The following is a 24,182-nucleotide window of genomic DNA, read 5'->3' on the forward strand; positions in this document are numbered from 1 at the left end:
TTTGCTATCAGTCCGTAGTACCCCCCTAACTCTCTCGCCGCAGGGGGATACGCACGGAATGTCCAGCGTCGCGGGAACCGGGCGTCTGTAGCCGAGAGTTCCCGTCGCTCTCTCGGGGGGTGTCAAAAGCGAACGTCCGGGTCGGCGCCGCAGTCAGTCGTCCGCCTCGGTTCGGCGCTCCGCGAGAATATTCTCCCGGGTCTCGTAGGCCTGCTGGACGATGTCCTTTATCCAGATGTACTCGTAAGTGCTCACTCGACCGAGGTTGAACATGTTCTCGTACGCGCTCAGTTTCCCGTTGATCCGCTCGAACTTCTCGATCTCCTCGGTGACCGGCAGCGGGTACGCACGCGGCGCTCGGCGGACCGTCGCATCGAGCAGTTCGGCGTCGATGCCCTGTTCGTCGAGGAACTCGAGCAGGTAGTCGGCGTACCAGCTTTCGTCGCTGGACCAGACGTCGTCACCGATGAAACAGGGGAACTCGACCGTGAGGATGGACTCCCCGGCGGGCGTCTCCTGCGGGACGAACTCGTAGTCGGTGATCCGGGTGAAGTCGTAGTGATTCGGGAAGTAGCCCCAGTCGACGTGGTCGGGGAACAGAGACTCGTCGGCATCGACGTGGGCACCGAGGATGACCATACTCCGGTACTCCAAGGACTCGTCGGTGTCGACGATGATACTCGGGTCGATCGTGCTGACGAACAGGTCGCTCTCGATCCGGTCGCCCGTCTCGGTTTCGAGGGCAACTATCCGATCGCCGTCCGTCTCCAATCCGGTCACTCCGTCGAAGACGAGGTCGCAATCGGCGATCATCGACCGGAGAATGTCCGTGTACTTGTCGTCCGGGTAGTAGGCACCGCCTCCGAAGAACTCCTGTTCTTCCTCGGGGAAGCTGATCTTGAAGTCGAACCAGTCGCCCGTGATCCGCTTCGGATCGATCCCCCAGTGTTTCTCGGTGTAGCTCCGGTTGTACCGCTCGTAGAGCGTCTCTCCGACTTGGTTTTTCATGTACTCCTCGAAGAACTCGGCGTCGGTTCTCCCGGGCGCCTGCTCGAGCTCCTCTCGGATCCGGTCCGCGTCGTCCCACCTGTCGATGTTCTGCTTGCTCACGGGGTAGTGGTGCGGGTCGTCGAGATCGCCCCGCGGGTACGTCGCCGCGTAGAAGTCGTTGTGCTCGATCTGCGTGAACTCCGAGAACAGCTCGCCGACCTCCGCCTCCTCCTCTTCGTCGAAAAACAGTAAGTGGGGGGCGGAATCGCAGTGGTAGCCGGTTTCGAACTCGATTTCGCGTAACAGCCCGCCGACTGCGTCCTTCTCGACGACGGTCACGTCGAAGCCCTCCCTCTCGAGGAGGAAGCCGGTAGAGCACCCCGCGACACCGGCACCAATTATCGTGACGTCTACCATTACTCGAGGAGTCAGCGTGGACTCATTAAATTATATACAGCTTACGGCCGCTCGTCGGTGTCGTTTTCACGCTCGCCGGCGCGCATCTCACGGCCGGCGCAACGTGTGCGGACGGTCTCGGCCGAGCCGACTGCGAGCCGCGGTCCCGAAGTCCGGTCGCGTGGAGCACGGGGGAGCTGTCGCATGCCGAGGTTACCGGTCCCGGAGCGCTTCGACTCCCGGGGCGTCGTCCGCCAGCCAGAGTACCGTCGCCGCCGAGGCGAGTGCCAGTTCGACTACGCGGATCCATCGACTGAGGCGTGCTCCGCTCGGCACGTGCCGCGCGGTCCAGCGCGGCTTCGCCTCGATGGCTCGATCGGCTGCCGGCAATCGTTCGAGAAATCGGACGATCCCGTCCGCCGGGAGCCCGACCGGCCAGAGAACGAATCCGACCTCGACGAGGTCCCTCGCGAGCGTCCCTTGAACGAGGAAGACCGACGCGTCGAGAAACGGATGAGAGGCGTATCCGACCGCGAAGAGCACCACCGGGACCGCCGGTCCGCGACGACGCCGGAGGACGGTACGGAAGATGAGGACGACGGGGATCCCGAAGAGCAGAGAATGGGCGACCGTCCGCCCGCTCGCGAACGGACCGCCGACCACGAGCGCGAGCGGCTTGTCAATGAGATCCGGCAGCAGTGTGCCCGCGACCACAAGCAGCGCCTCCCGGCGCGTCATCGATCGACGCCGAGTCGCACGGACGACTCCCGAAGCCAAGAGATACCCCACGGCCAGATGTGCGTGCGGGAGCATCAGGGAACGAACTCAGGGAGGTTCATCCCGGACCATTCTGCGGGTCCCACCCCGCGCTCCCGAGCGCACTCAGGAAGAACGACGAGGACAGGATCTGCATCCCGAGGACTACCGAAATGAATGCGATGACGATAGTTTTCAGGGACGGAAGCGCCGTGTACCCGGCCGTCGCCCAGGTCAGAAGAACCGAGCCGAGGTACGCCAGTCCGAGTGCGCTGACGCCGACCCCCACGCTCATTCCGTGCTCCAATCGCACGTGCTCTTTCGCCCACTGAGTGAGCCGGTCTGAGGGCGCGCGAATGCCGGTGTCGGCCGTTGCGCTGAACACCGCGAGACACCAGAACTGGAAGCCGGTGATGAGGGCCAACCCGCCCGCGACGGTCGTCAGTACGCCGGGCGAGTACTGGCCGATCTGTGCGCCGCTGACCGACAGCACCAACGATACCAACCCGACCACGGCGAGGGCCGTCCCGGGGAGCGAGAAGATGTGTCCCGGAGTGTTGACGAGCATGAACCGGACGTGGCGCCAGCCGTCACGGAAACTGTGGAGCGTCGCGTCGCCTTCCCGCTCGTGGTAGACGATGGGGACCTCCTCTATGCGGAGGCCCTTCACCGACGCTTCCATCAGCATCTCGCTGGCGAACTCCATCCCGCCCGACGACAGTTCCAGCCGGTCGAGCGCGTCGCGAGTGAAGACTCGGAACCCGCTGTGGGCGTCGCTAACGCCAGCGTCGTAGAACACGTTCAGAAACCACGTCAGGAACGGGTTCCCGACGTATTTATGTAACAAAGGCATCGAGCCGCTCTCTATCGTTCCGTTGAGACGGCTTCCGAGGACCATATCGGCTCTGCCGTCCCTGACCGGGGCCAGCAGCTTCGGGAGCGACGTGAAGTCGTAGGTCACGTCGGCGTCTCCCATGGCGATGTACTCGCCGCGCGCTCGCTCGAACGCGTATCGATACGCGTTGCCGTACCCCATCTCGGTCGGCTCGACGACGATCGCCCCCTCGTGGCGCGCTATCGCGCGCGTCCGGTCGGTCGAGCTGTCGCTGATGATGATCTCCGTGGGAACGCCGAGTTCGACGATCGCTTGTTTTATTTTTTGAATACAAACGTAGACCCCCTTCTCCTCGTTGAGCGTCGGCATAACCACGCTCAGTACCGGGGCCTGACTGCTGTCGGCCTGTAAGAGCAGGTCCGAGACGTCCGGATGGTCCCCCTCCTGATCCCTCGACTCGGGAGTGACGAGAGCAGGGTCTTCTTGACCGGTTGGGATGGTATCGCTCATCTGTTTTCCTCTCGGAGTAGGAGACGATCGCCCGGGTCGGTCGGGTTGATGTCGCGCTTGTCTTGGCTCATATCCGATTGGTCACCCGACGATAATTCGATCGCAGGTGATAGTTATCCGTCTTTTACCGGTTCAGCGGGCCGGTATCCGGTGTTTACTCACCGATCTCGGAGTACCGCGCTGATTTGGGATCGCAACAGCCGGCTTTGCGATCGATCGTGAATCGGCGGTAACCGTCCCCTTACGACTGACTACGAATCCCGAACCGAACGCTTGCCGACGAGATACGACCGCTGATGGGTCATTATCGCCCGCCTCCGGAGAGCCGTATCCGCGAGATCAAAGCGGAGTCGTAACGCGTCGTCCGGTCGCTCCCGCCGGTGGGGTGTGGCCGCTCCCGTTGACCGCTCTCCCCTTGATAGGACGCGCGTGTCGGGCCGAGAATCTGAATCTGGCCTCGCGTTCGACCACGCCGTGTCCTTCGAGTACTCAGAGGGAGACAATACGGTGAGCCGTCGCATGATTCCCGCTGCGGAGGTCTTGCTGTGCGTACCGCCTCCGCGTCCCGCTCGAAGGGCGGCCCGGACACACCGCCGCAGTCACGTGATTCTCTCCGTAATTGAAGACGTGTGCCGCAGTCAATGCCGCCTACTGCGTCACTCGCCGAGAGTTATCGACGAGTCGGCACCGATGGTAAGATTCAGAGAGGTCGTCCGGTCTTGGGTGCCAGATAGAGACGATCGTGGGCCAATTACGCTTTCCGCAAGCGTACAATCGAAATCCGTCTCAACGGCATCCATGATCACGGTCGAGCGAATATCCGCGTTTCCGATCTCACATCGGTTTCCGACGGTGACGTATGGACCGATCTTAGCATCACCGCTGATCGACGTGTCTTCTCCGATATGAACGGGTCCCCGGATCTCCGCACCCGCCTCAACGGTAGTTCCTTCGCCGAGGCGAACTCTGCCAGTTATCTCGGCCCCATCGGAAACGTCGCCTTCTATCTTCGGAACCAGCGATTCAGAGAAATACCGATTCGCTTTGCGGAGATCGTCAACCGTCCCGACGTCCATCCATAGCTCAGTTGTCTCTGTCCAGTACGATTCATACTCCGATATCAACGCATCAATCGCGTGAGTGAGCTCGAGTTCGCCTCGGTCGGACGGTTCGAGACCCTCTATGATGTCGAATACGGTCGGCGTGTACGCTTGGACACCGATGTACGCTAAATTCGTCGGGGGATCGTCCGGCTTTTCCAGTATCCGTCGGATTTCGCCCTCCTCGTCCAAATCTACAATTCCAAATCGCGTCGGGTCATCCACCGCCTTCAAAATAATTCCCACTTCGTGTTCGCTCGACTCAAACTCACGGACTAACTCGGCAGTAACGTCGCCTCCTGTGATCGTATCACCGAAGTACACGACGAACGGGCTGTTATCTACGAACTCCTTCGCACAATGGACCGCATCTGCCAGCCCCCGGGGCTCACCTTGATGAATGTACGTCAACGAAACCCCGTACTCCGAACCGTCACCCATCCGTTCACGGACCTTTTCGGGGAAGTCACCGCCGAGAACGACTCCGATATCGTCAATCCCGGCCTGTTTGAGATCTTCTATGACGTACTCTAAGACCGGCTTGTTCACAACGGGCAACAGCTGCTTCTGCGTAGCGTTGGTGAACGGTCGTAGCCTCGTTCCCGACCCGCCGGCGAGGATTACAGCTTTCATAGAGCCGTCATTTCACCGAGAGATATAGTGTCTTTGGTGGGCACGGTCTAGTTGACTGATTGTAAAATAAGCGGGCCGTAGCAAGAACTGCTAAAACACCTCCTAGCCCTCCTGAAGAACCAGTAGAAACGGACAGACGAGACGTTTCAACGTCATCTGGGCCGTCCGACACGGCCAACAAGCAGACGGTGTCGACCCGAACTGGGGAGCGAACGCCGAGCGCTCACGCGGCCCGTATTCGACCGAAATCGGTCGGTAGCCCGCGTGGCGCGTTGGGCGGCGGTTCATCGAGTACGGACCACCGATCGACGGCGTGTACGCGTCACCGTCTCTTCGGACCATCGAGACTGTCGGCGAAGTCCGTCGAGGGATCGATAGCGAGCCGATTCCTGAATCGGGGCTCGGCGAACAGCAGAACCGCGACCGGTTCGACGGCGAGCCGGAGACGATCCCACAAGAGCGGTTAGCCGACCGGTTCGGTGCGATTCGCCTCGGCCACGAGCCGTTCCTCCGCTCGTAGGACCCGCGTGTCGGGCGCCTCGCTACGGAATGTACCACCTACCAAAGTGCCCTTGCCCGGAGAACTGACAGAGGAGACGAACCAATGAGCCACTCGACAGAGTCCGAAGCCACGGCGCCTGTGCGAGGCGACGAGCGGACCGACGCGGCCGACTCGTCCGCCTCCGGACCCGCAGTCGCTATCATAATTCTGACCTGGGAGAACTACGAGGAAACCGCCGACTGTCTCGATTCGCTCCGGTCGGTCGACTACGACAACCATCGCGTCATCGTCGTCGACAACGGCTCCGAGGACGGTTCGGTCGATCGATTGCGGCGGGAGTACGGCTGGTGCGAGTTCGTCGTCAACGACGAGAACATCGGATTCGCCCGGGGAAACAACGTCGGCATCTCCCACGCGCTCGACACGGGAGCCGACTACGTGCTGCTCCTCAACGACGACACCCTCGTACGGCCGGACTTCCTGACGCCGCTGGTCGAGGCGATGGAGCGGTACGACAGGGTCGCCGCCGTCGGGGGCGTGAATCTCTTGCCCGACTCCGGCGAAATTCACAACGCGGGGTACGTCTTCCACCCGTGGCTCGCGGCCAAGGGCGAACTACACCGGGAACCGGTCTCCGACGAGCCCTATCCGGTCGATTTCGTACAGGCCTGTCTGATACTCCTGAATCCGGAGTTCTTAGAGGAGGTCGGGCTGTTGAACGAACGGTACTTCCTCGGGATGGACGACGTCGACCTCGCCTGGAAGGCGTGGTCGAGAGGGTGGAAGGTGCTGGTCGCACCCGAATCCCGGATATACCACCGCGTCGGCGAGACAGGGTCGAGTTCGCCGTTTAGCATCTACCACAAGACCAGGAACAAGCTCCAGTTCGCCGAGGAGAACCTCTCGCCGGCTCGCCGGCTCCCGCTGTACCTGTCGCTTCTGGCGTACCGATCTCTCCTGTCGATCTGGTGGGCAGTGTCCGGGAACCGACGGGCGATCCGATCGACGGTGCTCGGTGCGTATGACCATTACAAAGGCGTTGAGTTCCGGGATTACGAGGAACTCTCCGGATAGCAGGCGGGGGCGTGTCAGCCCTCCCGACGGACTGGGGGCTCAGTCCCTCAGCGCTTCGATCACCGCGTCGTACTCCGCCATGAGCGAGTCCCAGGAGTGTTCCGCCGCGATCTCGCGCCCCGATTCCCCGAGCCGTCGTCGGAGCTCCGGCGAGGACCGGAGCCGTTCGATGCCGCCGACGAACCCCTCGGCGTCGTCGCAGACGAGCGCCTCTCGGCCGGGTTCCACGGACAAGCCCTGGGTCCCGACGGTCGTCGAAATGACCGGGAGTTCGGCCGCGAAGTAGTCGAGCATCTTCAGTTTGGTCCCGGATCCGGTAGTTAACGGACAGAGAGCGGCGTCGGCGAGGTGTAACGCCCCGGCGAGGTCCGCTACGTATCCGGGGGCGTATACGTTGTCACCGGACGCAGCCGGGGGGTTCCGACCGAGGAGCAGGAAGTCGACGTCCGGCAGCGCTGGCGCGAGGTCGTCGATTATCAGCCTCGCCGCTCGGCGGTTCGGCGCGTAGTCGTACGACCCGAGGAAGACGCACGTGAACCCGTCTCCGGGTATCCCACACTCCCGGGCGGCGGCTTCCGGGTCTCCGCCGTGGCTTATGCTCCGGTAGTCACAGCCGTTCGGGATGACGAATGTGTCGGTCGCTGCCCCGACGTCGAACCGCTTCCTGTCTTCCTCCGATTGGAACACGGTCACGTCGGCGGTCTCGATGGCGTTCGCCTCGAACTCTCGGAAGTTCTCGACCAAGCGACGTCGAACGACCGACGGAACGCTCCGTTCGCGGAGGTATCCGTCGAGTATCTCGTAGTCGGCGTTGTGCTTGTTCAACAGGAGCTTGGCGTCGTGCGACGTCGAGAGTTCGGCGGCCGCGTCCGTGACCTGCGGGAACTCGCACACGACGACGTCGAATGAGACCGTCGTACGCTCTACGGGCTCGACCATCGCGTTCGCGAGGGGCTGTCGGAGCGGATGCCGGGCGGACACCGCGAACAGGCCCGTCCAGAGTTCGTCCCAGACCGGCTGGTGGTTAAACAGCGGGCTCGTCACGTCGATCGGTTCCATGTCGCCGTCGAGCCGTTGCTCCCCGGGGGGAGCGGCGACCCACAGGTCCCCGAGCGTGCTCAGCTTCTGTGCGGTCTTCCAGAGCCGAACCTCGGCTCCGTTCTTCGGCGGGTACATCGAGGTTCGGCTCAGTTGAACGATGTTCATGACGTAGCGGGCGGGGTCGTTACGGTCTCTCGGACGCGATCGTCCCGGGTTCGGCCGCCGGGACGAGGCGCCGAGCGGACGAACCGGCCGGGGCGTACTATCGTCGGTTCATCGGAGGGGAGCGCCCACGGTTTGTAAGTATTCGTCGCGTACTCCGCCGACGGCGGCCCGGTCACTCGTCTGGCAGGAGCCGCAGACGGGAGTTCGGTCATCACAACAACTCCCCGAGTTTGTTGACGTCGCGTACACCGACCTCGTCGAGCACGTAGAGGACGGCAACGTACAGTACCGCGCCGACGGCGGCCGCGAACAGCGACGCCGCGAGGCCGTAGGTTCCGGTCACGTACAGCACCGCGGTCGGACAGGCCATGACGGCACCGCCGATCAGCGCGTTCCGGAACGGAATCGTCGGGAACTGCCAGTCGATGTACCGCGAGGAGAACAGCAACGTGAACACGCAGTAACACATGTAGCTGAGCGTCGTCGCCACGGCGGCGCCCACGTACCCGAAGGCGGTGATAAGCGGAATGTTGAGGGCGACGTTTAGCGCGATAACGACGAGGACGCCGTACGAGAGTAACGATGTTTGCTCCTTGATCTCGATAGCGACCTGAGCGAGGTTCGCGAGCGCCCAGAGGAACAGACCGACGGCGACGATGGGGATGATGACGTAGCCGCTCGTGTACTCGTCCCCGATCAGAAGTGTGCTCACGGTCTGACTGAGGACGGCGACGCCGATCAGCGCGGGGACCCCCAGCAGGATGAAGTACCTGATAAACGCGGAGAGCATCTCGGCGATCTCGTCCTCGTTGTCCTCCTCCCACGAATCGATTATGATGGGCGACATCGCCTGAATCATCGGGGTGTAGGCCAGCCTGAGCCCGCGGTCTACGAGCATGTAGTTCGACGAGTAAATACCGACTGCGACGCTGCCGGCGAACACTTCGAGCAGCACCCGATCCGCCTGAACGAGGAACGCGTCTCCCACCACGAACCCGATCATCGGAATGCCGTATCCAGCGAGACGGCTGATTATCTCTCTGTCGACCACCGGAGCCGTCCGAACCTGTTTCGACGTAACGAAGATGAGGACGCAGGTGACGGCGATACCGATGGTGGTTCCCCAGACCCACCCGACGATGTGATCGAGAACGAATATCGCCAGCACGACTGAGAGTCCGAGCGCGACGACGGCCCGCACGAGCCGGAACAGGGTGACCTTCCGCGAGTTGAGGACCGAACGGAAGAACGCGAGAAGTATCTGTAGCCCGCCTCGAGCGAGGGCCAGCCCCAGCGACGCGAAGTAGAACACGGTGTACGGCCCCAGTCGGTGTCGCAACGCGAGGTAGCCGCCGATTGCGGCCAGTAACAGCACCGACGAGATCCCGAGGTACAGCGAGAACGTGTTCCGAATGACGAGCCCCTCGTCCAACTGGGGAGCGTACCGCAGCACCGAGTAGTCGAGCCACCCGTACAGAAGCGTACTAACGATTCCGGCGACCGCTAGCGAAAGCGAGTACCGGCCGAACATCTCCGGTTGAAACGTCCGAGTGAACACCATCAGCGCCACGAGCGAGAGTACCGCAGGAACGACGTGTGCGACGGAATAGAGGCTCAGGTCGCGGGAGAGTTGTCTGGCCCGCTCGCTCAGCCCCTCCGTAGTGCTCTCCATCGGATTACGTGACGGAGAGTGTCGTGGTAAGTAGTCCCCGACTACGAGACGGTCTCACGGCTTCGCTCGGAGTGAGTCGAGCTCGTCCGGACCGACCCGACCCGCTCGGATCGGTCATTCACTGCCGAAGAGATTTTTGAACGTCTCGGACGCCTCCGAGTGGATCTCCCACTGATCTGAGACGTATAGTTGACTCGGCCCGACGAAGTGGGGGCCGGCGACAAAGCACCAGACGTTGTGCCACGCGACTAGGTCGTCGTTCGACGCGATCCAGTCCGCGAAGCGCTCGAAGAACAACGGATTGTCTCCGCCGCCGGCGCCGTTCCAGTTCTGAGCCACGACGCCGTACTCCGGGAACGCGAGCGATTTCTCGTGATCTCTCGCGAACTCGGCCCAGTAGCTGAGGCCGAAGTCTTGGTTCACGAGGCGGTTCCAGTTCTCTTCTCGATGCTCCCGAACGCAGGCGTCTCCGCACTCGGCGGGGTAGTACTGCTGGGACTTGTCGTATATCGTCAGGCCGATCTGGTCGACCCACTCGTCTCCCGGGTACGCGTCCGTCGGATCCATGTGTCCGCGGCCGATGTGGGGTGCCCACACGTAGTCGAACGCCGCCTCGTCGGCGGCGTCCATCGCCCGGACGACCGCCCTCCACGCCCGTACGAACTCGTTCGAGCGGTTGACTGCGTTGTCAAACGCCCACCGTCCGTTCATCTCGTGGCCGATACGAAGCGTCGCGTCCGCCATTCCGTGGTCGATCAGGCTCCGAGCGAACGCTCGGTGTCGGTCGGCGTGTTCTCCGGCCGCGACGGCGTTCAGCGTGGTCTCGCTCGGCGGAAACAGTTTCATCGTGACCGCTATCTCCCGCTCGGACGCGATAGACCGTATGGGTCGCTCGAAGGGCATATTTTCAACGAGGTACTTGTCCCATCCGCTCGTCGGAACGTTGAACGAGTAGTAGTCGACGGATCGGCCGAACCACGATTCCCAGGGTTCTAACGCGCCTTCGTCACCGAGGTAGACCCCCACCTTCGGGCCGCTGTCGTCGGCCCCCTCGGTGTCGGTCTCGTCGGCCGGTTGGTCCCCCGACGTTTCAGAGGGGTTCAGACCCAAACACCCCGATAGCAGGCCGACTCCGGTTACGGCGCCGGCGGCCGTCCGCTTCAGGACTGAGCGTCGCTTCCGCTCTGCCGAGTCGTTCTCGGAAGCGGGGTCGTTCTCAGCAGAAGCGGATTGCCCCCTGTCCGTGGCTGCCGTGGACCCCTCCCGACGGCGAGTGTCGTTTGTCACACCGTTCGTGTCGTCTGCTTCATATATAGTAAGTAAACACGTTACATCGAGGTAATCCCTCGTCAAAGAGCGGACCCCGATGACCGGGTTTCCGTCGAACGGAACCGCCACTCGGACGAGTCGCCTCGAAGCCGTCGTATTCGGAGGTTATCCGCTCACTCGCGCCCCGTTTTTCCACCGTATTACTAATACCGTATCGTCTCAACTAGGTCTCAATCGCGACTGTCAGCGGCGGACGAACCGAGGTAACCATGAACGCGAATCCACTCGAAGTCCTCACCGACAAGGGGGTCGTGACCTTCCTCTCGATGTGTCGGTCCTACCTCGAGAGCGAGCTGTACAAGCGGACCCTCGACGCTCGGCACAACGTGTCCGTACACCCGTCGGCAGAGATCGATCCCGAGACGAAGTTCGACACGAGCGGAACGATAACCGTCGGTCGCGACTGTCGAATACGGAAATACGCGGTTATCGCTCCGTCGGGAGGCCGAATCAGTATCGGCGAGAATTCCCTCGTGAACGTCTTCGGGACGCTGATGGGGCACGGGCCGGTCGACATCGGGACCGACGTCCTGATCGGACCGCACACGACCGTCGTCGCCGGGAACCACACGTTCGACGACCCGGAAACGCCCATCGTTCGACAGGACGTCGTGGGCACGGGTATCGAGGTCCGTGATGACGTGTGGATCGGTGCCAACTGCGTCGTACTCGACGGCGTTACGCTCGGTGAGGGATCCGTCGTCGCGGCCGGCAGCGTGGTCACCGAGTCGGTTCCGGCCCACACGGTAGTCGGCGGCGCGCCCGCGGAGAAGATCGGCGAGCGGGATGGATCGCAGTCGTTGTAGTTCACGACATCTCGAGGCAAGCGACGGTAATGGCACCCTACCCGTCCGGATCGGGCGTCAGTTGTCCCACCACGGGGGATCGAGTCCCGGGCTGTTTGACCGGACGCGCGGCGTATTCGAGCCTCAGGACTGGCACGTTCGCTCGTCGCCCCCGTTCACCGGCGCATAATTATAAACGGGACGGCCCACGTGCCGACCACGAATGGCCGTCGGAATCCGACCTCAAGTCTCGAAGTATTTTCTTCCGGCGCTCTTGGCCGTCGCCATAGCCGTCACGACGACCGTCTTCGAGTTCCTGGGACCAGTTGCCGGTATCAAAAGCGGCTACGTGCTTCTAGGGTTACTGTTCGCGTCACTCGTCTATTACACGCACACGCCGTCGACGCTGGTCTCGAACGGCCTCGGATCGGCGCCGTACTACGGTCAGGTGGTGCTCGGCGTCGTCGCCCTGTCCATAGCCGCCGTGGCGGCGGCTTCGGTACTGCCGTTCGCAGACCCGTCTACGGTCCGAACGGGCGCGATTCTGGTCGGCCTCCCGGTCGGGTACACCTTACTCGTTCTCCAGATCGGCGAGCGGGCGGCTCCCGACTGGCTCCTGACCCAAATCCTCGCGCTCTTCGCGTTAGACCCGATCACCAAGGTCCTCTCGACTGACTTCTACTTCGGTCGGGGTGATATACCCAAACACGTCCGGTTCGCGGAGCTCGTGGCGACGACCGGTACGTGGAGGAGCATTCCGGAGACGACCCTCTACCATTTCTTCCCCGGACTCCAGACGCTAGTCGGGTCGGTGAGCCTCCTGTCCGGGCTTTCGACGTACGACTCGCTCGTCGCTACCGGCATTATCACGTACCTCGTTGTCGTCGTGGTCGCGTATCTGCTCGCCGGACAGCTGTTCGACGACCCGCTCCTGCCGATATGCGTCGCGTTGGGTGTCTCCGCGCTGGGGCCGATCCACCGGTACAGCGTCTACTTCTTCCCGCAGTCGCTCGCCGTCGGACTGGCCCTCGTCGTCGTTCTGGCCGCGTACCGGTTTGGCGGTGTTCCCGAAGTAAGACCCGGCTACCACCTGCTCGTCGCGTCGCCGATCGTCGTGGCGCTCTGGTTTACCCACCACCTGACCGTCGTTCTCTTCGCCCCGCTGGTTTTCTGTCTCGTTGCGATCCCCGCGATCGCCGGCCGGGTCGGATTCGACGACGTGCGCGGCCTCGGCCCGCTCCCGCTCGCGGCTTGGATCGGCGGAAGCATCGCTTACTGGCTCCTGACCGGAGTGTTCATCCAGAACCTCATTAACGACGTTCGGATGGTCGTCGGTCAGGGGCAGGTGAGCGACACCGATGCCGGCGCGCCTATCGTCTCGCTTGGCGCGGAGGTCCCGGAACCACTCGTCGGCGAAGCGCTGCGCAGTCTCCTCAGCGTCGGTGCCGTCTACAACGTTTTGCTCGTCTGCGTGTTCTCACTGGGCGCGCTGTTGCTGTTCGAGAGGCCGAACCGGTATCGCTCCCCGGCCGCCCTCCTCGTCGTCGGACTGTCGGGTGCGGGACTCATGATCAGAACGCCCATCGATATCCACGGCCTCGCGCGCACTCAGTTGGTCGTCAGCGTCTTCGTGGCCTTCGTCGTGGCCGTAACGCTACACCGACTGCTCCCGCTCTCGAGCGGTTCGATCCGGAAGGCGGGACCTGCGCTCCTGATCGTCGTGTTACTCGCGACCAGCGGGCCGGCGTCCGCCGCAGACGATCTCTACGGCCTACACTCGGGCCCCGACCTCTGGGAAACCCGGACGACACCCGAGACACAGAAGGAGTTCAGCGCCGCGGAGATGGAGGGGTTCCGCCTGACCGCCTCCTTCGCTGACCGGAACGAGATCACGGTCGGAACTGATTGGAACTCGGAGATCGGCCTCAGTCGGTATCGATACGGGCTGGCGGCCGAATCGTTCGCTGTCGAAGAGGGGCGGATCACGACGGACAGGGACGTGATACTCTACCGACAGCGCTGGGTCGACCGCAGCGTTCGGTTGGTCCCCGAACGGACGTCGTTCGTCACGCTCCTGATCTCGGACGGGTGGTTCGATCGAATGGTCGAGACCGAAAACAAGGTGTACACGACCGGTGATCTCGGCATGATCGCCGACCACTCAAACGCCACTTCCGTCGACGTGCGGGAACCGCAGTAGTCCCCGTCCGTCGCGTCGCGCGTCTCGGGCGGCGTCACGCGACGTGGAAGCGGCCGCCGGCCGCGGTCCGGGGATATGTTCCCTGGTGCTGGCGATAATGGCGGCCTATTCATCGGTAATGTTGCCTTTCGATTCGTCTCTGGCCCGCCGTCAGAAGACAATTGGTAAGTAAATGTACGCAATTGGCTCTCAAGATTGGGCAAACACTCAGTTAATGGTTAAATACTTTTAATTAGGAACAACTTATAGCGGGAGATGGATGAATTGGACTAGACAAGTCGGTTCGAGTGGAGAAACGTGTGATAACGACGGAAAACGAACGCGGACGGTGGTGTGAAATGGAGCACGGCGCGTACGTGATTTCCGAGTCGAGAGTACAACGGCTCGAAGACGAGTGGTTCAATGGTGCCGAGATCGACCTGGTCACGACCACGTTCACTGAGGGATTCCACGATGCGGTCGGCATCACGTGGGAACCCGGTGCGGGTGCGAGCGAGAAGCGCGAATCGCTCCGGCGAACGTTCGGGGAAACCAGTCGCCGAATGATAATCGCTTACGAGTTCGCGGGCGAAAACCGTGGTGCGTACGGTCCTCCGGCCAACGGTGAGTTCGACAGCCGGTACCGGCAGTTCGCCAAGGACTTAGTGGATATCGGGATGGGAGATTCGCTTATCGCCCCGAACCACGAGTTCAACCTCGATTGGGGCAACAAGTCGGCCTGGGACGACCCGGAGAACTACCGCGACGGCTACGCGCGCTGTGTTCGCGAGATGCAGTCCGTTACCGGGGCCGACTTCCGGTTCTGCTATGCGCCGGCCCGGAATCGGCTCGGCGTGGCTCCGGAAGCGTGGCCCGTCCAGTCCGACTACTGGCCGAGCGACGAGGAGCCGCCGATCGTGATGCCGACGTTCTACGACGCTGGACAGACGTACCCGGACGACCTCTCGTCGGTCAGTCAGACCGAGTTACAGGACCTCCGAGACCAGATCTGGCGGGAGAAGCACAAACCGTTACTGGACATGTGGAACGACTTCGCGACGTCGCGGAACGCGTCTCTGGGGTTCCGCGAGTGGGGAGTCGGAAACGACGAATACTACCACCCGGCCGGCGGCGACAACGCCGAGTTCATTCACCGGATGTTCGACTACATGCGGAATAACGGCGTCGAGTTCCAGGCCTACTGGAACGTGGAGTCGGGCGGCGGTGGTTCCCATCGAATCTGGCCAGAGGACGAAACGACGCTTACAAAAGCCGGAGAGGCGTTCAACGCCGAGGCGGCGGTCGACATCAACAGCACCACTGACGACGGGAGCACCGACGATGGGTCCGACGACAGTACAGACGGGACTACGGAGGCGATCGGAGGCTACAACCAACCGGCCTCGGGGACGCTGAACTGGCACATCCCGATGAACGAGAACTTCGCGGACATCGAGGCGGACCTCAAGTCGCTGGATCAGAGGCTGCGGAATCTGGAGTAGTCGCTCCTTCGTGCGCGAGCGGCGACGAGCGTCACAGCTCTGACGCGGGCGGCGGTTCGACGCGGCGCGACCGCGGTTCCGTCGTCATTTCCGGTCCACGTTCCACGGAAAGCACCGCATATACAAACGGAACGATGCCGAAGCGCTGACTGAACTCAGATGTCGGGTCTACACGAACTCGCTGGCGCGCTGTCCGCCCGGCTACCGCCGACTGACCGACTCGAACAGACGGCGGACGCGGCCCTGAAGATCCTCTCGTCTTGGTTTCCACACGGGACCGACGTTTTCGACGAGGAGTGGGACGTGCTCGTTATCCTCGACACGTGTAGGGCCGACGCGATGGACGAGATGGCCACAGAGTACGATTTCGTCGCGTCCGGGACGTCGGTGTGGTCGCGCGGTAGCGCGACCCGTGAGTGGGTTCCGCACACGTTCGACCAGTCCAACCTCGATGAGATACGGGACACGGCGCTCGTCACGGCGAACCCGACGAGCAGATGGGGACTCGGCCACGAGTCTCAGCCCGAGTGGCCGGAGTTTACGAAGCGGCTAACTCGCTGGGACACGGTCGACCCCGACGACTTCCTCGAGTTCGACGAGGTGTGGCAGTACGGGCCGAGGAACCCGTTCAGCGGAACGGTTATGCCGTACGCCGTCACCGATCGTGCCATCTCGGTGTGGCGGTCCGCCTCGCCCGACCGAATGATCGTCCACTATCTGCCGCCTCACAAACCGTACGGCGCCAAGGCGCTCCGCGAGAACCGCGCGCTGAACGACGTCGAACGATCACCCTGGAAGGCGCTGAGAGAGGGGACCCCCCGCGAAGCGGTCTGGGATCGATACCTCGACGAACTCGAGTTCGGTCTCGACAGCGTCCGGACGCTGGTTGAGGACATCGACGCCGAACGGATCGTTATCACCTCGGACCACGGCGAGGCGTTCGGTGAGTTCGGAGTGTACGCGCACCCGATGATACCGATCCCGCAGCTCCGGGAGGTTCCGTGGGTCGAAACGACCGGGCAAGGCCGCGACGAGTACACGCCGGTCCTCGAGCCGGCAAGCGGAAACGACGCCGTTGAAGCGGACGTCGAGGAACAACTCGAGTTGCTCGGGTATCGCTGAGCGGAGCAGACGGCGCTGCTCCGCGGACGGCCCGCCCTCTTACTGTTCGGTCACGTAACGCGAATCCAGAGGTGGACCTCTCGATAAGCGCTGTCTATCGAGGGATCGGCCGGTGGTTCTCCGACGTACAGCAGATAGGTCAACCGATAGCTCCCGGCACCGACCGTCGGCTCGATGGTGTGAGGTATCCGTTCTCGCTCCCCGTCGTCGAGATCGGCAGAGAACGTCCGGACCCGAGTTTCCGCGATCAGCGGGCCGGTCCCGTTGCCCCCGTCGAACTCTTGGAGAAGTACCTCGACCGTGTACGTTGTTCGTCCTCCCTCTTGATTGGTTATCCCGAGCGCGAACGACTCGTTTTCTCCTCGTGTTACGGTCTCCGGGTACTGCCTCGGGACGTACTCTCCGCTCTCGTTTTCCGACAGGAGATACAGTTCGGTGACTTCACTGCCCTGAGACGATCCGCCTCCGACTCCGACGGAGGCAGCTGCGGCGACTAGCGCCACCGCGAGGAGGACGGTGGCCGCGTTCGCCGTGGCCCCCTGATTCGCGAGTCTCGACCGGATGCGGGTCGTTACGGCCCGGTGCGGGGATCGCATTCGGACATCAGACGGCAGACCCGATCGCCGTTTCGCCGCCACCGGGAGCCCAACCGCGATGAGTACGGCCAGCCCGGTATACAGGTTGATACGAGAGATCCCGGGGAGCCAATACCCGAGAGCGAGTCCCAATAGTATCGTGATCGCAGCGCTCACGCCGAAGGAGAACACGAGTCGTTCGAGCAACCCGAGTCCACCCTCCGAGTACGCCGCAGCGGACGCGTTGTCCGATGTCTCGCCCGGGCGGAACCGCTTCGGGAACAGGGCGCTGAGGTAGACGTAACCGGGAGCAAAGAGGGCGAACACGAGCGAGACAGCGGGCCGAAGCGGCGTGTCCCTCAACGGAGCGACGAACACGAACACGGCTACGATGACGAGTAACGCCGCTATTGCGAGGAGATCTGCGATAGGGTCGAGGCTGTGTTCGTCGGCCGCGTCGGGTTCTCCCATTGTGCGGCCAGTTCGACCTCGAGGTTAAAAGTATAAGCGCGGTACGGAGTCGAATAGCGGGCTATCGGGCCTGTCGACCGAGTATAGCGGGTCCCTACCCGAGATCGGCGTTCTCCGTCACGACTCATCTCCGTCGACATCCGGTCGTCCAGTTCGGTTCGATATCGGTCAGTCACAGCCCGAGTACGCACGAGGTCGGTCTGACGCGTTCGACGGGGAACCGGTGATCGACGTGCCGGGTGATCCGCTCACCGATAGCCCAGATCCTCTAGGCGTGCCTCCACGTCCGAGTTCAACTGGCGTTCACCGGGCGATCGGCCGTCGGCACCGATGTCGGTTATCCGTTGGTTTGCGACCCGCTGAACCCGTCGTAGTTCGTCGTCGTCGTGGCTCTCCGGTGAGACTTCCTCACCCGACTTCAGGTCAGTAAGGCGCGTTTCGTCGAGGATGTTGTCGATCTCGTACAGCCAGGTGTCGGACCGGACGCCGACGATCGAGTCGCCGTGTACCTCGTGTTCCGCCACGACGTGGTCTCTGGCCCCTGGCTCGGGATACCGACCCGAATACTCGGCGGGAACGTCCAGTCCAGTTGCTCGATGGAACAGCGGGGGCAGATCTATGAGGCTCAACAGTTCATCGGTGGCTGCCGATAGATCGGTCGGTCCGTTGACCACCACAAGCGGGACACGTATCAGCTCGTCGTACATGCGCTCGGGCTTGCCGTACTGCCCGTATTCCCCGAACAGTTCGCCGTGATCCGACGTGAACACGACGAGCGTGTCGTCAAGGCGGCCACTCGATTCGAGCGCCTCCAGCAACCGCTCCAGTTGACCGTCGACGTACGTGATCGAAGCCCGGTACAGCCGTCGAATGTCCGCCATCTCCTCGTCGGTGAGGGAGGCCGAGTCGTCCAGTAACCGCGAGTAGAGTTCGGAGACGGTATCGATGTCGACGTGCTCGACACCGAACGCCGCCCGGTGCTCGGAGGGGGGATGACACGGATGGTGGACGTCCATGTAGTGAGCCCAACAGAAGAACGGATCCTCCGCGTCGGCCATCCACGCTATCGCGTCGTCCGTGATAACCTCCGCACTGACGTACGGACGCGGTTTGCTAGCGACCGTCCGATACGCGGTCTTGATGAACCCCGTCAGGTTGACCGTGTCATCGACCCGTTCGAGCCACGGGTTGTTGATCTCGATTCCCCGGGGGAACACCTTCGTCGCGACGCCCATCAACGGGTTCTGGTAGTCTTCGAACTCGTCGAAACCACGGTCGTAGTTGAAATGCGTCGATAGGAAGGGATTGCTGTGGAAGCCGGCGGTCGCGAACCCACGGTTCCCGAGCAGCGCTGCGACCCGAGGTCGGTCGGCCCGCAGCGGCCCGAGACCGCCGTAAGAGAGCGGCAGCGTTCCGGTCAGCATCGCCGGAAACGACGGCGTGGTTCCCGGACCTGTTGTGAACGCCCGATCGAAACTGACGCCGTCCCGTTCCAACTTCGGCCCCGCGACGAGCGTGTCCTGCATCTGCTTCCAAACGTCGTACCGGAGCGAGTCACACGTGACGAGCAGCACGTTGTCCACCGACCCGCGAGTCATGCTGCCACCGTCTGTCCGTCCGGCTCGGCGAGCATCTCGTGGTACCGGTCGATAGAGGCGTCTTTTACGAAATTCTCCTCGAACGCCTCGCGTGCGTTGGCACCCTGTCGGTCCACGAGCTCCGGGTTCTCCTTCCAGCGTTTGATCACGGCGGCTAGCTCCTCTACCGACCCCTGTTCGACGTGGACGCCCGCATCGAAGCGGTCGACGATTCGGGCCTCGTCGTCGTTCGCGTTGGCGATGGTCAACACGGGTTGCCCCGTCGCCATCGACGTATAGAGCTTGCTGGAGACGACGATACCTTCGAACCCCTCTTTGACCGCGACGACGGAGACGTCGGCGGAAGTCAGGCTGTACGGCAGATCTTCGTACGGCTGGTACGGGAGGAATCGGACGACGTCTCCCCGCAGGCCCTGCTCTTCGGCGAGCTCCACGATACGCTGTTTGTTGTCTCCCTCGCCGATGATGAGGAACCGAACGCCCTCATCCCGGAGTTCTGCCGCCGCTCTGACCAGCGTCTCGAGGTCGTGGAACTCGGCGATGTTTCCGGAGTAAAGCACCGTGAACTGATCTTCGAGCCCGTGTTCTTCGCTGAACCAGTTGTCCGATTTCGCCATCGGAGTGATGAACTCCTCGTCTGCCCAGTTGTGGATGACGTGGGTCTTGTCGGCGTCGAACGACGGCCCGCCCTTCTCGCTGATCCGCTCTTTCATCACGGGTCCGAGCGCGACGACGTGCTCGGCTCCCAGCAGCGCTCGTCTGTCGAGAGCTCCCCAGATCCGATCGAGGACGCCGTCCTTCCGGAAGTATCCTAGCTCTGCCGGTTCGTCCGGGTACAGATCGTACGCAATGTAGGTGTACTCCCACCCTCTGACGGTACACACGAACCACATCGCGACGGGCATGAACGGCGGGCAGGTCACGAACACGACCTTTCGTTCGCGTTCGACGCGCTCGAAGAGCAGCAGTGCGGTCATCCAGACCGTGAACAGCGCCCAATTACTCAGTCGGCGGAGTATCGACGTCTGTCGGAACTGCGGCGCGCCGATTCGACGGACCAGAACGCCCTCGTGGAGTGATCGTTTCGGCTGTCTCTCGTTGTCCCCACTGTGGTAGTTGGGCTGGCCAGTGTACACAGTCATATCGAGGCCTCTGTCGTTGAGTCCGACCGCCAGCTCCGTCATCAACTGCCCCGTGGACGCCGTATCCGGATGGAAGTATTCGGTGACCAACAGGTACTCCGGTTCGCGTGTCATCTATCGCTCGTGGAGGAGTGTCTCGAGGTTCGATTTCACGTGCTCTCTGTCCTTCGCGTCTGTGTACCAGTCGACTGTCGCTTCGAGACCCTCTTCGAGGGAATATTCCGGCTCCCACCCGAGGATCTCCGCCGCTCGAGAGGTGTCCGCTGCGCGGTGGCGAACGCCGACGGGCTTGTCCGTCATGTGCTCGATCTGTCCCGGGTCCTCGCCGAGACACTCGAATATCTGCTCGACCACCTCGTTGATCGATACGTATCGGCTGATTCCCGCGTTTACCGGTGTCCCGTCGGTGACGTTCTCTGCCGCGAGACGGAGCGCGCGCGTGATGTCTTTGACGTACGTGAAGTTCCGAGTCTGTTCCCCGTCGCCCCAGATCTCGAACGGGGTCTGCTCGGCGTACGCCTTCGCGATGAGCGCGATGATCGCGTGGGTTTCGTTCTCCCGCGGCCCGTACGCAGTGAAGATGCGTACGATGCTGGCGTCGATGCCGTACTGTTCGTGATACGCCCGTAGCGAGCGTTCGCCCATCAGCTTCGCCCACCCGTAGACCTCGTCGGCGTACGCGCCGCCCCGTTCGTCGAAGCTCACCATGTCCTCCCGGAGACGTTGCTTTTCCTGCTGTATGTCCGTCGGGTACGCGCACGCGCTGGAGGCGAAGGTTATTCGATCGACGCCGTTCTTCGCCGCGGATTCGTACACGATGTTGTCCAGCGCCATGTTCGTGGCGCAGTTCGCGGGGTAGTTCGAAATGTAACCCCGCCCCCCGTGGTCCGCGGCGAGGTGGAAGACCGTGTCCACGCCCTCGGTGGCACGGTTAGCGAAGGTGACGTCCTTGAGGTTCCCGTCGAGGATCTCGATCCGTTCGGCGACCGAGTCGAGGTTGTCCCGCGTCCCGCTGGAGAAGTCGTCGGCGACTCTGACCCGCGCCCCGTGGTCCACGAGGTCCTCAACCAGGTGGCTGCCGATGAACGACGCGCCCCCCGTGACGAGCACGCGCTCGTCACGCCATTCGCTCACGACGACCCCCCGTCGGCGGAGACCCTCGCTTTCGGCGTCGCTTCGAGCTCCCTCTCAGCCCACTGGTAGACCTGCGAGAGTCCGGAGTCGAGCGGCACCGAGGGGCTCCAGTCGAGCGCGGCCTCCATCTCGGTCATGTCACAGGCGTACTTGTCGGTCCCGGTGGGTTTCGACCGGTCGTACGACAGCGAGAGATCCTTGTCGCTGATCTCGATTATCCGCTCCGCGAGCTCGCGTATGCTGATCACTTCCTTCGAGTTCCCGAGGTTTATCGCCTCGCCGTCCGACTTCGTGGTCACCACTTCGATCATCCCGTCGACGAGGTCGGTCACGAAGATGAACCCGCGCTGCTGAGAGCCGTCTCCGAACAGCTCGACGGACCCGCCCTCGGGCGCCTCGATCACTTTTCGACAGAGCGACGGGATCACGTGACTACTCTCGGGATCGAGGCTTTCGCGCGGGCCGTAACAGTTGAAAATCCGCACGCTGCTCGTCCGCAGGTCCGTGTCGGCGTGATACGCCTCACAGGCGACCTCGCCGAGGACCTTCGCCCATCCGTACGTGCTGTGTGGGTCGGCGGGGAACCCTTGGTCTTCGGAGAAGCGATTCAACCCGTCGTGTTCCTGTCGGTAGATACACGCGCTCGAAGCGAAGAGGAAGCGATCGACGTCGTTTATCCTGGCGGCCTCGAGCATGTGTTGGTTCATCAGGACGCTCGGTGTGAGCCCTCCCACGTTCTCTTGTTTGATGTAGTGGATACCCCCGACGCTCGCGGCGAGGTGGAACACGTCGTCGACACCTTCCGTGGCCTCGACACACCCCTTCTGTGTGGTCAGGTCGACCGGGAGCAGCTCGATGTCCTCCGAGACACCGGCCAGATTGGACGCGTCTCCCCGAGAGAAGTTGTCTGCGACTCGGACCTCAGCCCCAAGAGACAGTAGCTTCTCAGTCAGGAAAGACCCGATAAAACCGGCTCCTCCGGTCACGAGAACGGTGCGGTCGGCGAGTCCGTTTGTCATAATTCCAATGGGTAAAATCCACGGTCAGCATATTGTTATGTAGAAATTATCGAACTCTTCGAGGGGCAAACCCGGGCATTCCCCGCGAGCGCCGGCCCGTCCGTCTATCGTGTTGTCGTCCCGCGCCGCGGAACTGCCGGCAGTGTCACTCATGGGGCCAATCATCGCGAACGACCGGAGTTAACGGGACGATGCGTGAGCGAGCTTCGGCCGTGTCCTGGATTCGCTCCGTCGAGACGGCGCCCGCACGAGTCCCGCGGCCGCCCGGATCTCTCGGAGAGACGGGACCCGTGTCTGACCGCTCCTAACACACCGAACGCGATAGGCCCGGCGTTGCGGCGCCAGATGAGTGCGGAACGGGTCTGGTTCCGGGTACGTCTCTCTTACTGACGTCCCGGCTCGTCGCGAACCTTTCCGGCGATCTGCGGACGGACAGAAATCGCCGAAAACGAGCGGTAGGAGTACACTATACCCTAGTTCGTGGAATGTATTCGAATGCGAACTGGCTGTTAAGCTCCCACTCTCGGTAACCAAAGCTGGCTAAACGGATAGATCTGGTAAGAACGATTAAGACGCGTTTGTGCTGACTCCCAAACGCCATGGACGAAGAAAGTGATCATCGGTATGATCGCATTATCGAAGGGTTCAGCAGTGTTAGGGGACTCCTACCGGGAACTGATGCCGAAGAGACTGCCGACAGCGACCCGTCAAGCCGCGCCAGCCTCTCTCGCCGGTCGTACCTCGCCGGCGCCGGTATGGCGGCGGCCACGCTCGCCGGGTGCGCGGGGCGTCCCGGAGGGACCGTCGTCAAACCGGTAACGGTGTTCAGCTACGGCGGCGGTGCAGCGCTCCGGCAGACAGAGACTACGTTGGCGTCGATTACCGAATCCGAGCCGAACGACACCCGGCAGAACGCGACGCGCGTGCCGCTAGGCACCAGGGTCGACGGCTCTCTCGAACCGAGCGACGGCGACTGGTACGCTCTCGACGTATCGAGCGGACAGCAGATTGCCGTCACCTTCCAGCGGACCTCCCAGACGGGAGTGACCGCGGTCATCGCTTACGACCCCGACGGGACCTTCAGCAATCTTCGGTACGTCACCACAGATGAGGTGGTCACGTTCGAAATGACGGCCGAGACCAGCGGGACCCACCACGTTCAAGTCGTGGATACGCAGTCGAGCGACGCTGCGTATACGTTGTCACTCGAAACTGCGTCAGCGAGCGATTCGACCGACACGGATTCCGGAACCGAAACGCCGACCTCGCCGTCGGTCGAGGACGACTACGGTCAACAGGGGTACGGGGAATACGGCTACGGCGGAATCGAGGCCTGACCGACTGCGACGGACGGTCGAGTGGGGTAAACGGAGTCGGAGAGCGCGTCGAGAGAGACGAACTTTCGGCGTGCCACGTGTCGACTTCGGTCGGGCATCGAAGTGTTCGGACCGGCGCTCACGGCTTCGGCTCAGCGAACGGACGAGCCGGTGACTGAGAGGCCGGAACTATTCGCCAAGCTAGCATGGTCCGACTCGTCGCACGTTCAGCGACTGCGCCGTGAGGGACCGTGGCCGCCGTGCGATGAGCCACCGGGTGTCACTGCCGGACGGCGGTGGTGTCAGGGCCACGACTGTCGCTACCGGGCGAAGCGG

The 24,182-nt window shown here is 62.6% G+C and carries 19 protein-coding genes; 7 read left to right on the forward strand and 12 right to left on the reverse strand.

Translation table 11 applies throughout. The features are described from left to right. Positions 1 to 153: 153 nt before the first annotated feature. From ABDZ89_RS15230 to ABDZ89_RS15245, 4 genes are all read right to left on the reverse strand, one after another. Positions 154 to 1,407 (reverse strand): protoporphyrinogen/coproporphyrinogen oxidase, encoded by a 1,254-nt coding sequence (locus ABDZ89_RS15230; RefSeq protein ID WP_343780478.1) that lies wholly within the window; start codon positions 1,405 to 1,407, stop codon positions 154 to 156. Between the two features lie 192 nt (positions 1,408 to 1,599). After that, complete coding sequence (locus ABDZ89_RS15235; protein WP_343780479.1) at positions 1,600 to 2,199, reverse strand: metal-dependent hydrolase; 600 nt, start codon at positions 2,197 to 2,199, stop codon at positions 1,600 to 1,602. A gap of 22 nt (positions 2,200 to 2,221) precedes the next feature. Continuing rightward, positions 2,222 to 3,487 carry a glycosyltransferase family 2 protein gene (locus ABDZ89_RS15240; RefSeq protein ID WP_343780481.1) on the reverse strand — a complete coding sequence of 422 codons (1,266 nt, stop codon included), beginning with the start codon at positions 3,485 to 3,487 and terminating at the stop codon, positions 2,222 to 2,224. Between the two features lie 656 nt (positions 3,488 to 4,143). Continuing rightward, positions 4,144 to 5,220, reverse strand: a complete 1,077-nt coding sequence (locus tag ABDZ89_RS15245; RefSeq protein ID WP_343780483.1) for a glucose-1-phosphate thymidylyltransferase — start codon at positions 5,218 to 5,220, stop codon at positions 4,144 to 4,146. A gap of 313 nt (positions 5,221 to 5,533) precedes the next feature. Here ABDZ89_RS15245 and ABDZ89_RS15250 point away from each other — a divergent pair, with 313 nt between their 5' ends. Further along, on the forward strand, positions 5,534 to 5,740 hold the full coding sequence (locus tag ABDZ89_RS15250; RefSeq protein ID WP_464388586.1) for a hypothetical protein: 207 nt from the start codon (positions 5,534 to 5,536) through the stop codon (positions 5,738 to 5,740). Positions 5,741 to 5,824: 84 nt separating this feature from the next. Then, positions 5,825 to 6,796: a glycosyltransferase family 2 protein gene (locus tag ABDZ89_RS15255; RefSeq protein ID WP_343780484.1), complete on the forward strand. Its 972-nt coding sequence runs from the start codon at positions 5,825 to 5,827 to the stop codon at positions 6,794 to 6,796. A 39-nt stretch (positions 6,797 to 6,835) separates the two neighbouring features. Here ABDZ89_RS15255 and ABDZ89_RS15260 read toward each other — a convergent pair whose 3' ends face one another. The 3 genes from ABDZ89_RS15260 to ABDZ89_RS15270 form a co-directional block, all read right to left on the reverse strand. Then, positions 6,836 to 7,972, reverse strand: a complete 1,137-nt coding sequence (locus ABDZ89_RS15260) for a glycosyltransferase family 4 protein (protein WP_343780485.1) — start codon at positions 7,970 to 7,972, stop codon at positions 6,836 to 6,838. Positions 7,973 to 8,213: 241 nt separating this feature from the next. Then, positions 8,214 to 9,674 carry an oligosaccharide flippase family protein gene (locus ABDZ89_RS15265; RefSeq protein ID WP_343780486.1) on the reverse strand — a complete coding sequence of 487 codons (1,461 nt, stop codon included), beginning with the start codon at positions 9,672 to 9,674 and terminating at the stop codon, positions 8,214 to 8,216. 114 nt (positions 9,675 to 9,788) lie between these two features. After that, complete coding sequence (locus tag ABDZ89_RS15270; protein ID WP_343780487.1) at positions 9,789 to 11,072, reverse strand: glycosyl hydrolase; 1,284 nt, start codon at positions 11,070 to 11,072, stop codon at positions 9,789 to 9,791. A 140-nt stretch (positions 11,073 to 11,212) separates the two neighbouring features. On the opposite strand from ABDZ89_RS15270, the gene ABDZ89_RS15275 reads away from it, so the two are divergent. From ABDZ89_RS15275 to ABDZ89_RS15290, 4 genes are all read left to right on the forward strand, one after another. Beyond that, positions 11,213 to 11,809 carry an acyltransferase gene (locus ABDZ89_RS15275; protein ID WP_343780488.1) on the forward strand — a complete coding sequence of 199 codons (597 nt, stop codon included), beginning with the start codon at positions 11,213 to 11,215 and terminating at the stop codon, positions 11,807 to 11,809. 202 nt (positions 11,810 to 12,011) lie between these two features. Next, positions 12,012 to 13,988: a hypothetical protein gene (locus ABDZ89_RS15280; protein ID WP_343780489.1), complete on the forward strand. Its 1,977-nt coding sequence runs from the start codon at positions 12,012 to 12,014 to the stop codon at positions 13,986 to 13,988. Positions 13,989 to 14,326: 338 nt separating this feature from the next. Then, complete coding sequence (locus ABDZ89_RS15285; RefSeq protein WP_343780490.1) at positions 14,327 to 15,469, forward strand: hypothetical protein; 1,143 nt, start codon at positions 14,327 to 14,329, stop codon at positions 15,467 to 15,469. Between the two features lie 159 nt (positions 15,470 to 15,628). Further along, complete coding sequence (locus ABDZ89_RS15290; protein WP_343780492.1) at positions 15,629 to 16,591, forward strand: alkaline phosphatase family protein; 963 nt, start codon at positions 15,629 to 15,631, stop codon at positions 16,589 to 16,591. Positions 16,592 to 16,641: 50 nt separating this feature from the next. Here the strand turns inward: ABDZ89_RS15290 and ABDZ89_RS15295 are convergent, their stop codons facing one another. The 5 genes from ABDZ89_RS15295 to ABDZ89_RS15315 form a co-directional block, all read right to left on the reverse strand. Continuing rightward, positions 16,642 to 17,637 (reverse strand): DUF1616 domain-containing protein, encoded by a 996-nt coding sequence (locus ABDZ89_RS15295; RefSeq protein WP_343780493.1) that lies wholly within the window; start codon positions 17,635 to 17,637, stop codon positions 16,642 to 16,644. A gap of 248 nt (positions 17,638 to 17,885) precedes the next feature. Then, positions 17,886 to 19,235: a sulfatase gene (locus ABDZ89_RS15300; protein ID WP_343780494.1), complete on the reverse strand. Its 1,350-nt coding sequence runs from the start codon at positions 19,233 to 19,235 to the stop codon at positions 17,886 to 17,888. Further along, a complete protein-coding gene (locus ABDZ89_RS15305; protein ID WP_343780495.1) occupies positions 19,232 to 20,491 on the reverse strand; it encodes a glycosyltransferase family 4 protein in 1,260 nt (419 codons plus the stop codon). The genes ABDZ89_RS15300 and ABDZ89_RS15305 overlap by 4 nt, the downstream gene beginning before the upstream one ends. Beyond that, positions 20,492 to 21,511: an NAD-dependent epimerase/dehydratase family protein gene (locus ABDZ89_RS15310; protein WP_343780496.1), complete on the reverse strand. Its 1,020-nt coding sequence runs from the start codon at positions 21,509 to 21,511 to the stop codon at positions 20,492 to 20,494. It lies immediately after the preceding gene. Next, positions 21,508 to 22,530: an NAD-dependent epimerase/dehydratase family protein gene (locus ABDZ89_RS15315; RefSeq protein WP_343780497.1), complete on the reverse strand. Its 1,023-nt coding sequence runs from the start codon at positions 22,528 to 22,530 to the stop codon at positions 21,508 to 21,510. The genes ABDZ89_RS15310 and ABDZ89_RS15315 overlap by 4 nt, the downstream gene beginning before the upstream one ends. A 599-nt stretch (positions 22,531 to 23,129) precedes the next feature. Between ABDZ89_RS15315 and ABDZ89_RS15320 the strand changes: the two genes are divergently transcribed. Next, entirely contained in the window at positions 23,130 to 23,867 is a 738-nt protein-coding gene (locus tag ABDZ89_RS15320) for a hypothetical protein (RefSeq protein WP_343780498.1), read from the forward strand. The last annotated feature ends 315 nt before the right edge of the window (positions 23,868 to 24,182 follow it).

Source organism: Halorubrum ejinorense, assembly GCF_039522565.1.
Taxonomy (GTDB): domain Archaea; phylum Halobacteriota; class Halobacteria; order Halobacteriales; family Haloferacaceae; genus Halorubrum; species Halorubrum ejinorense.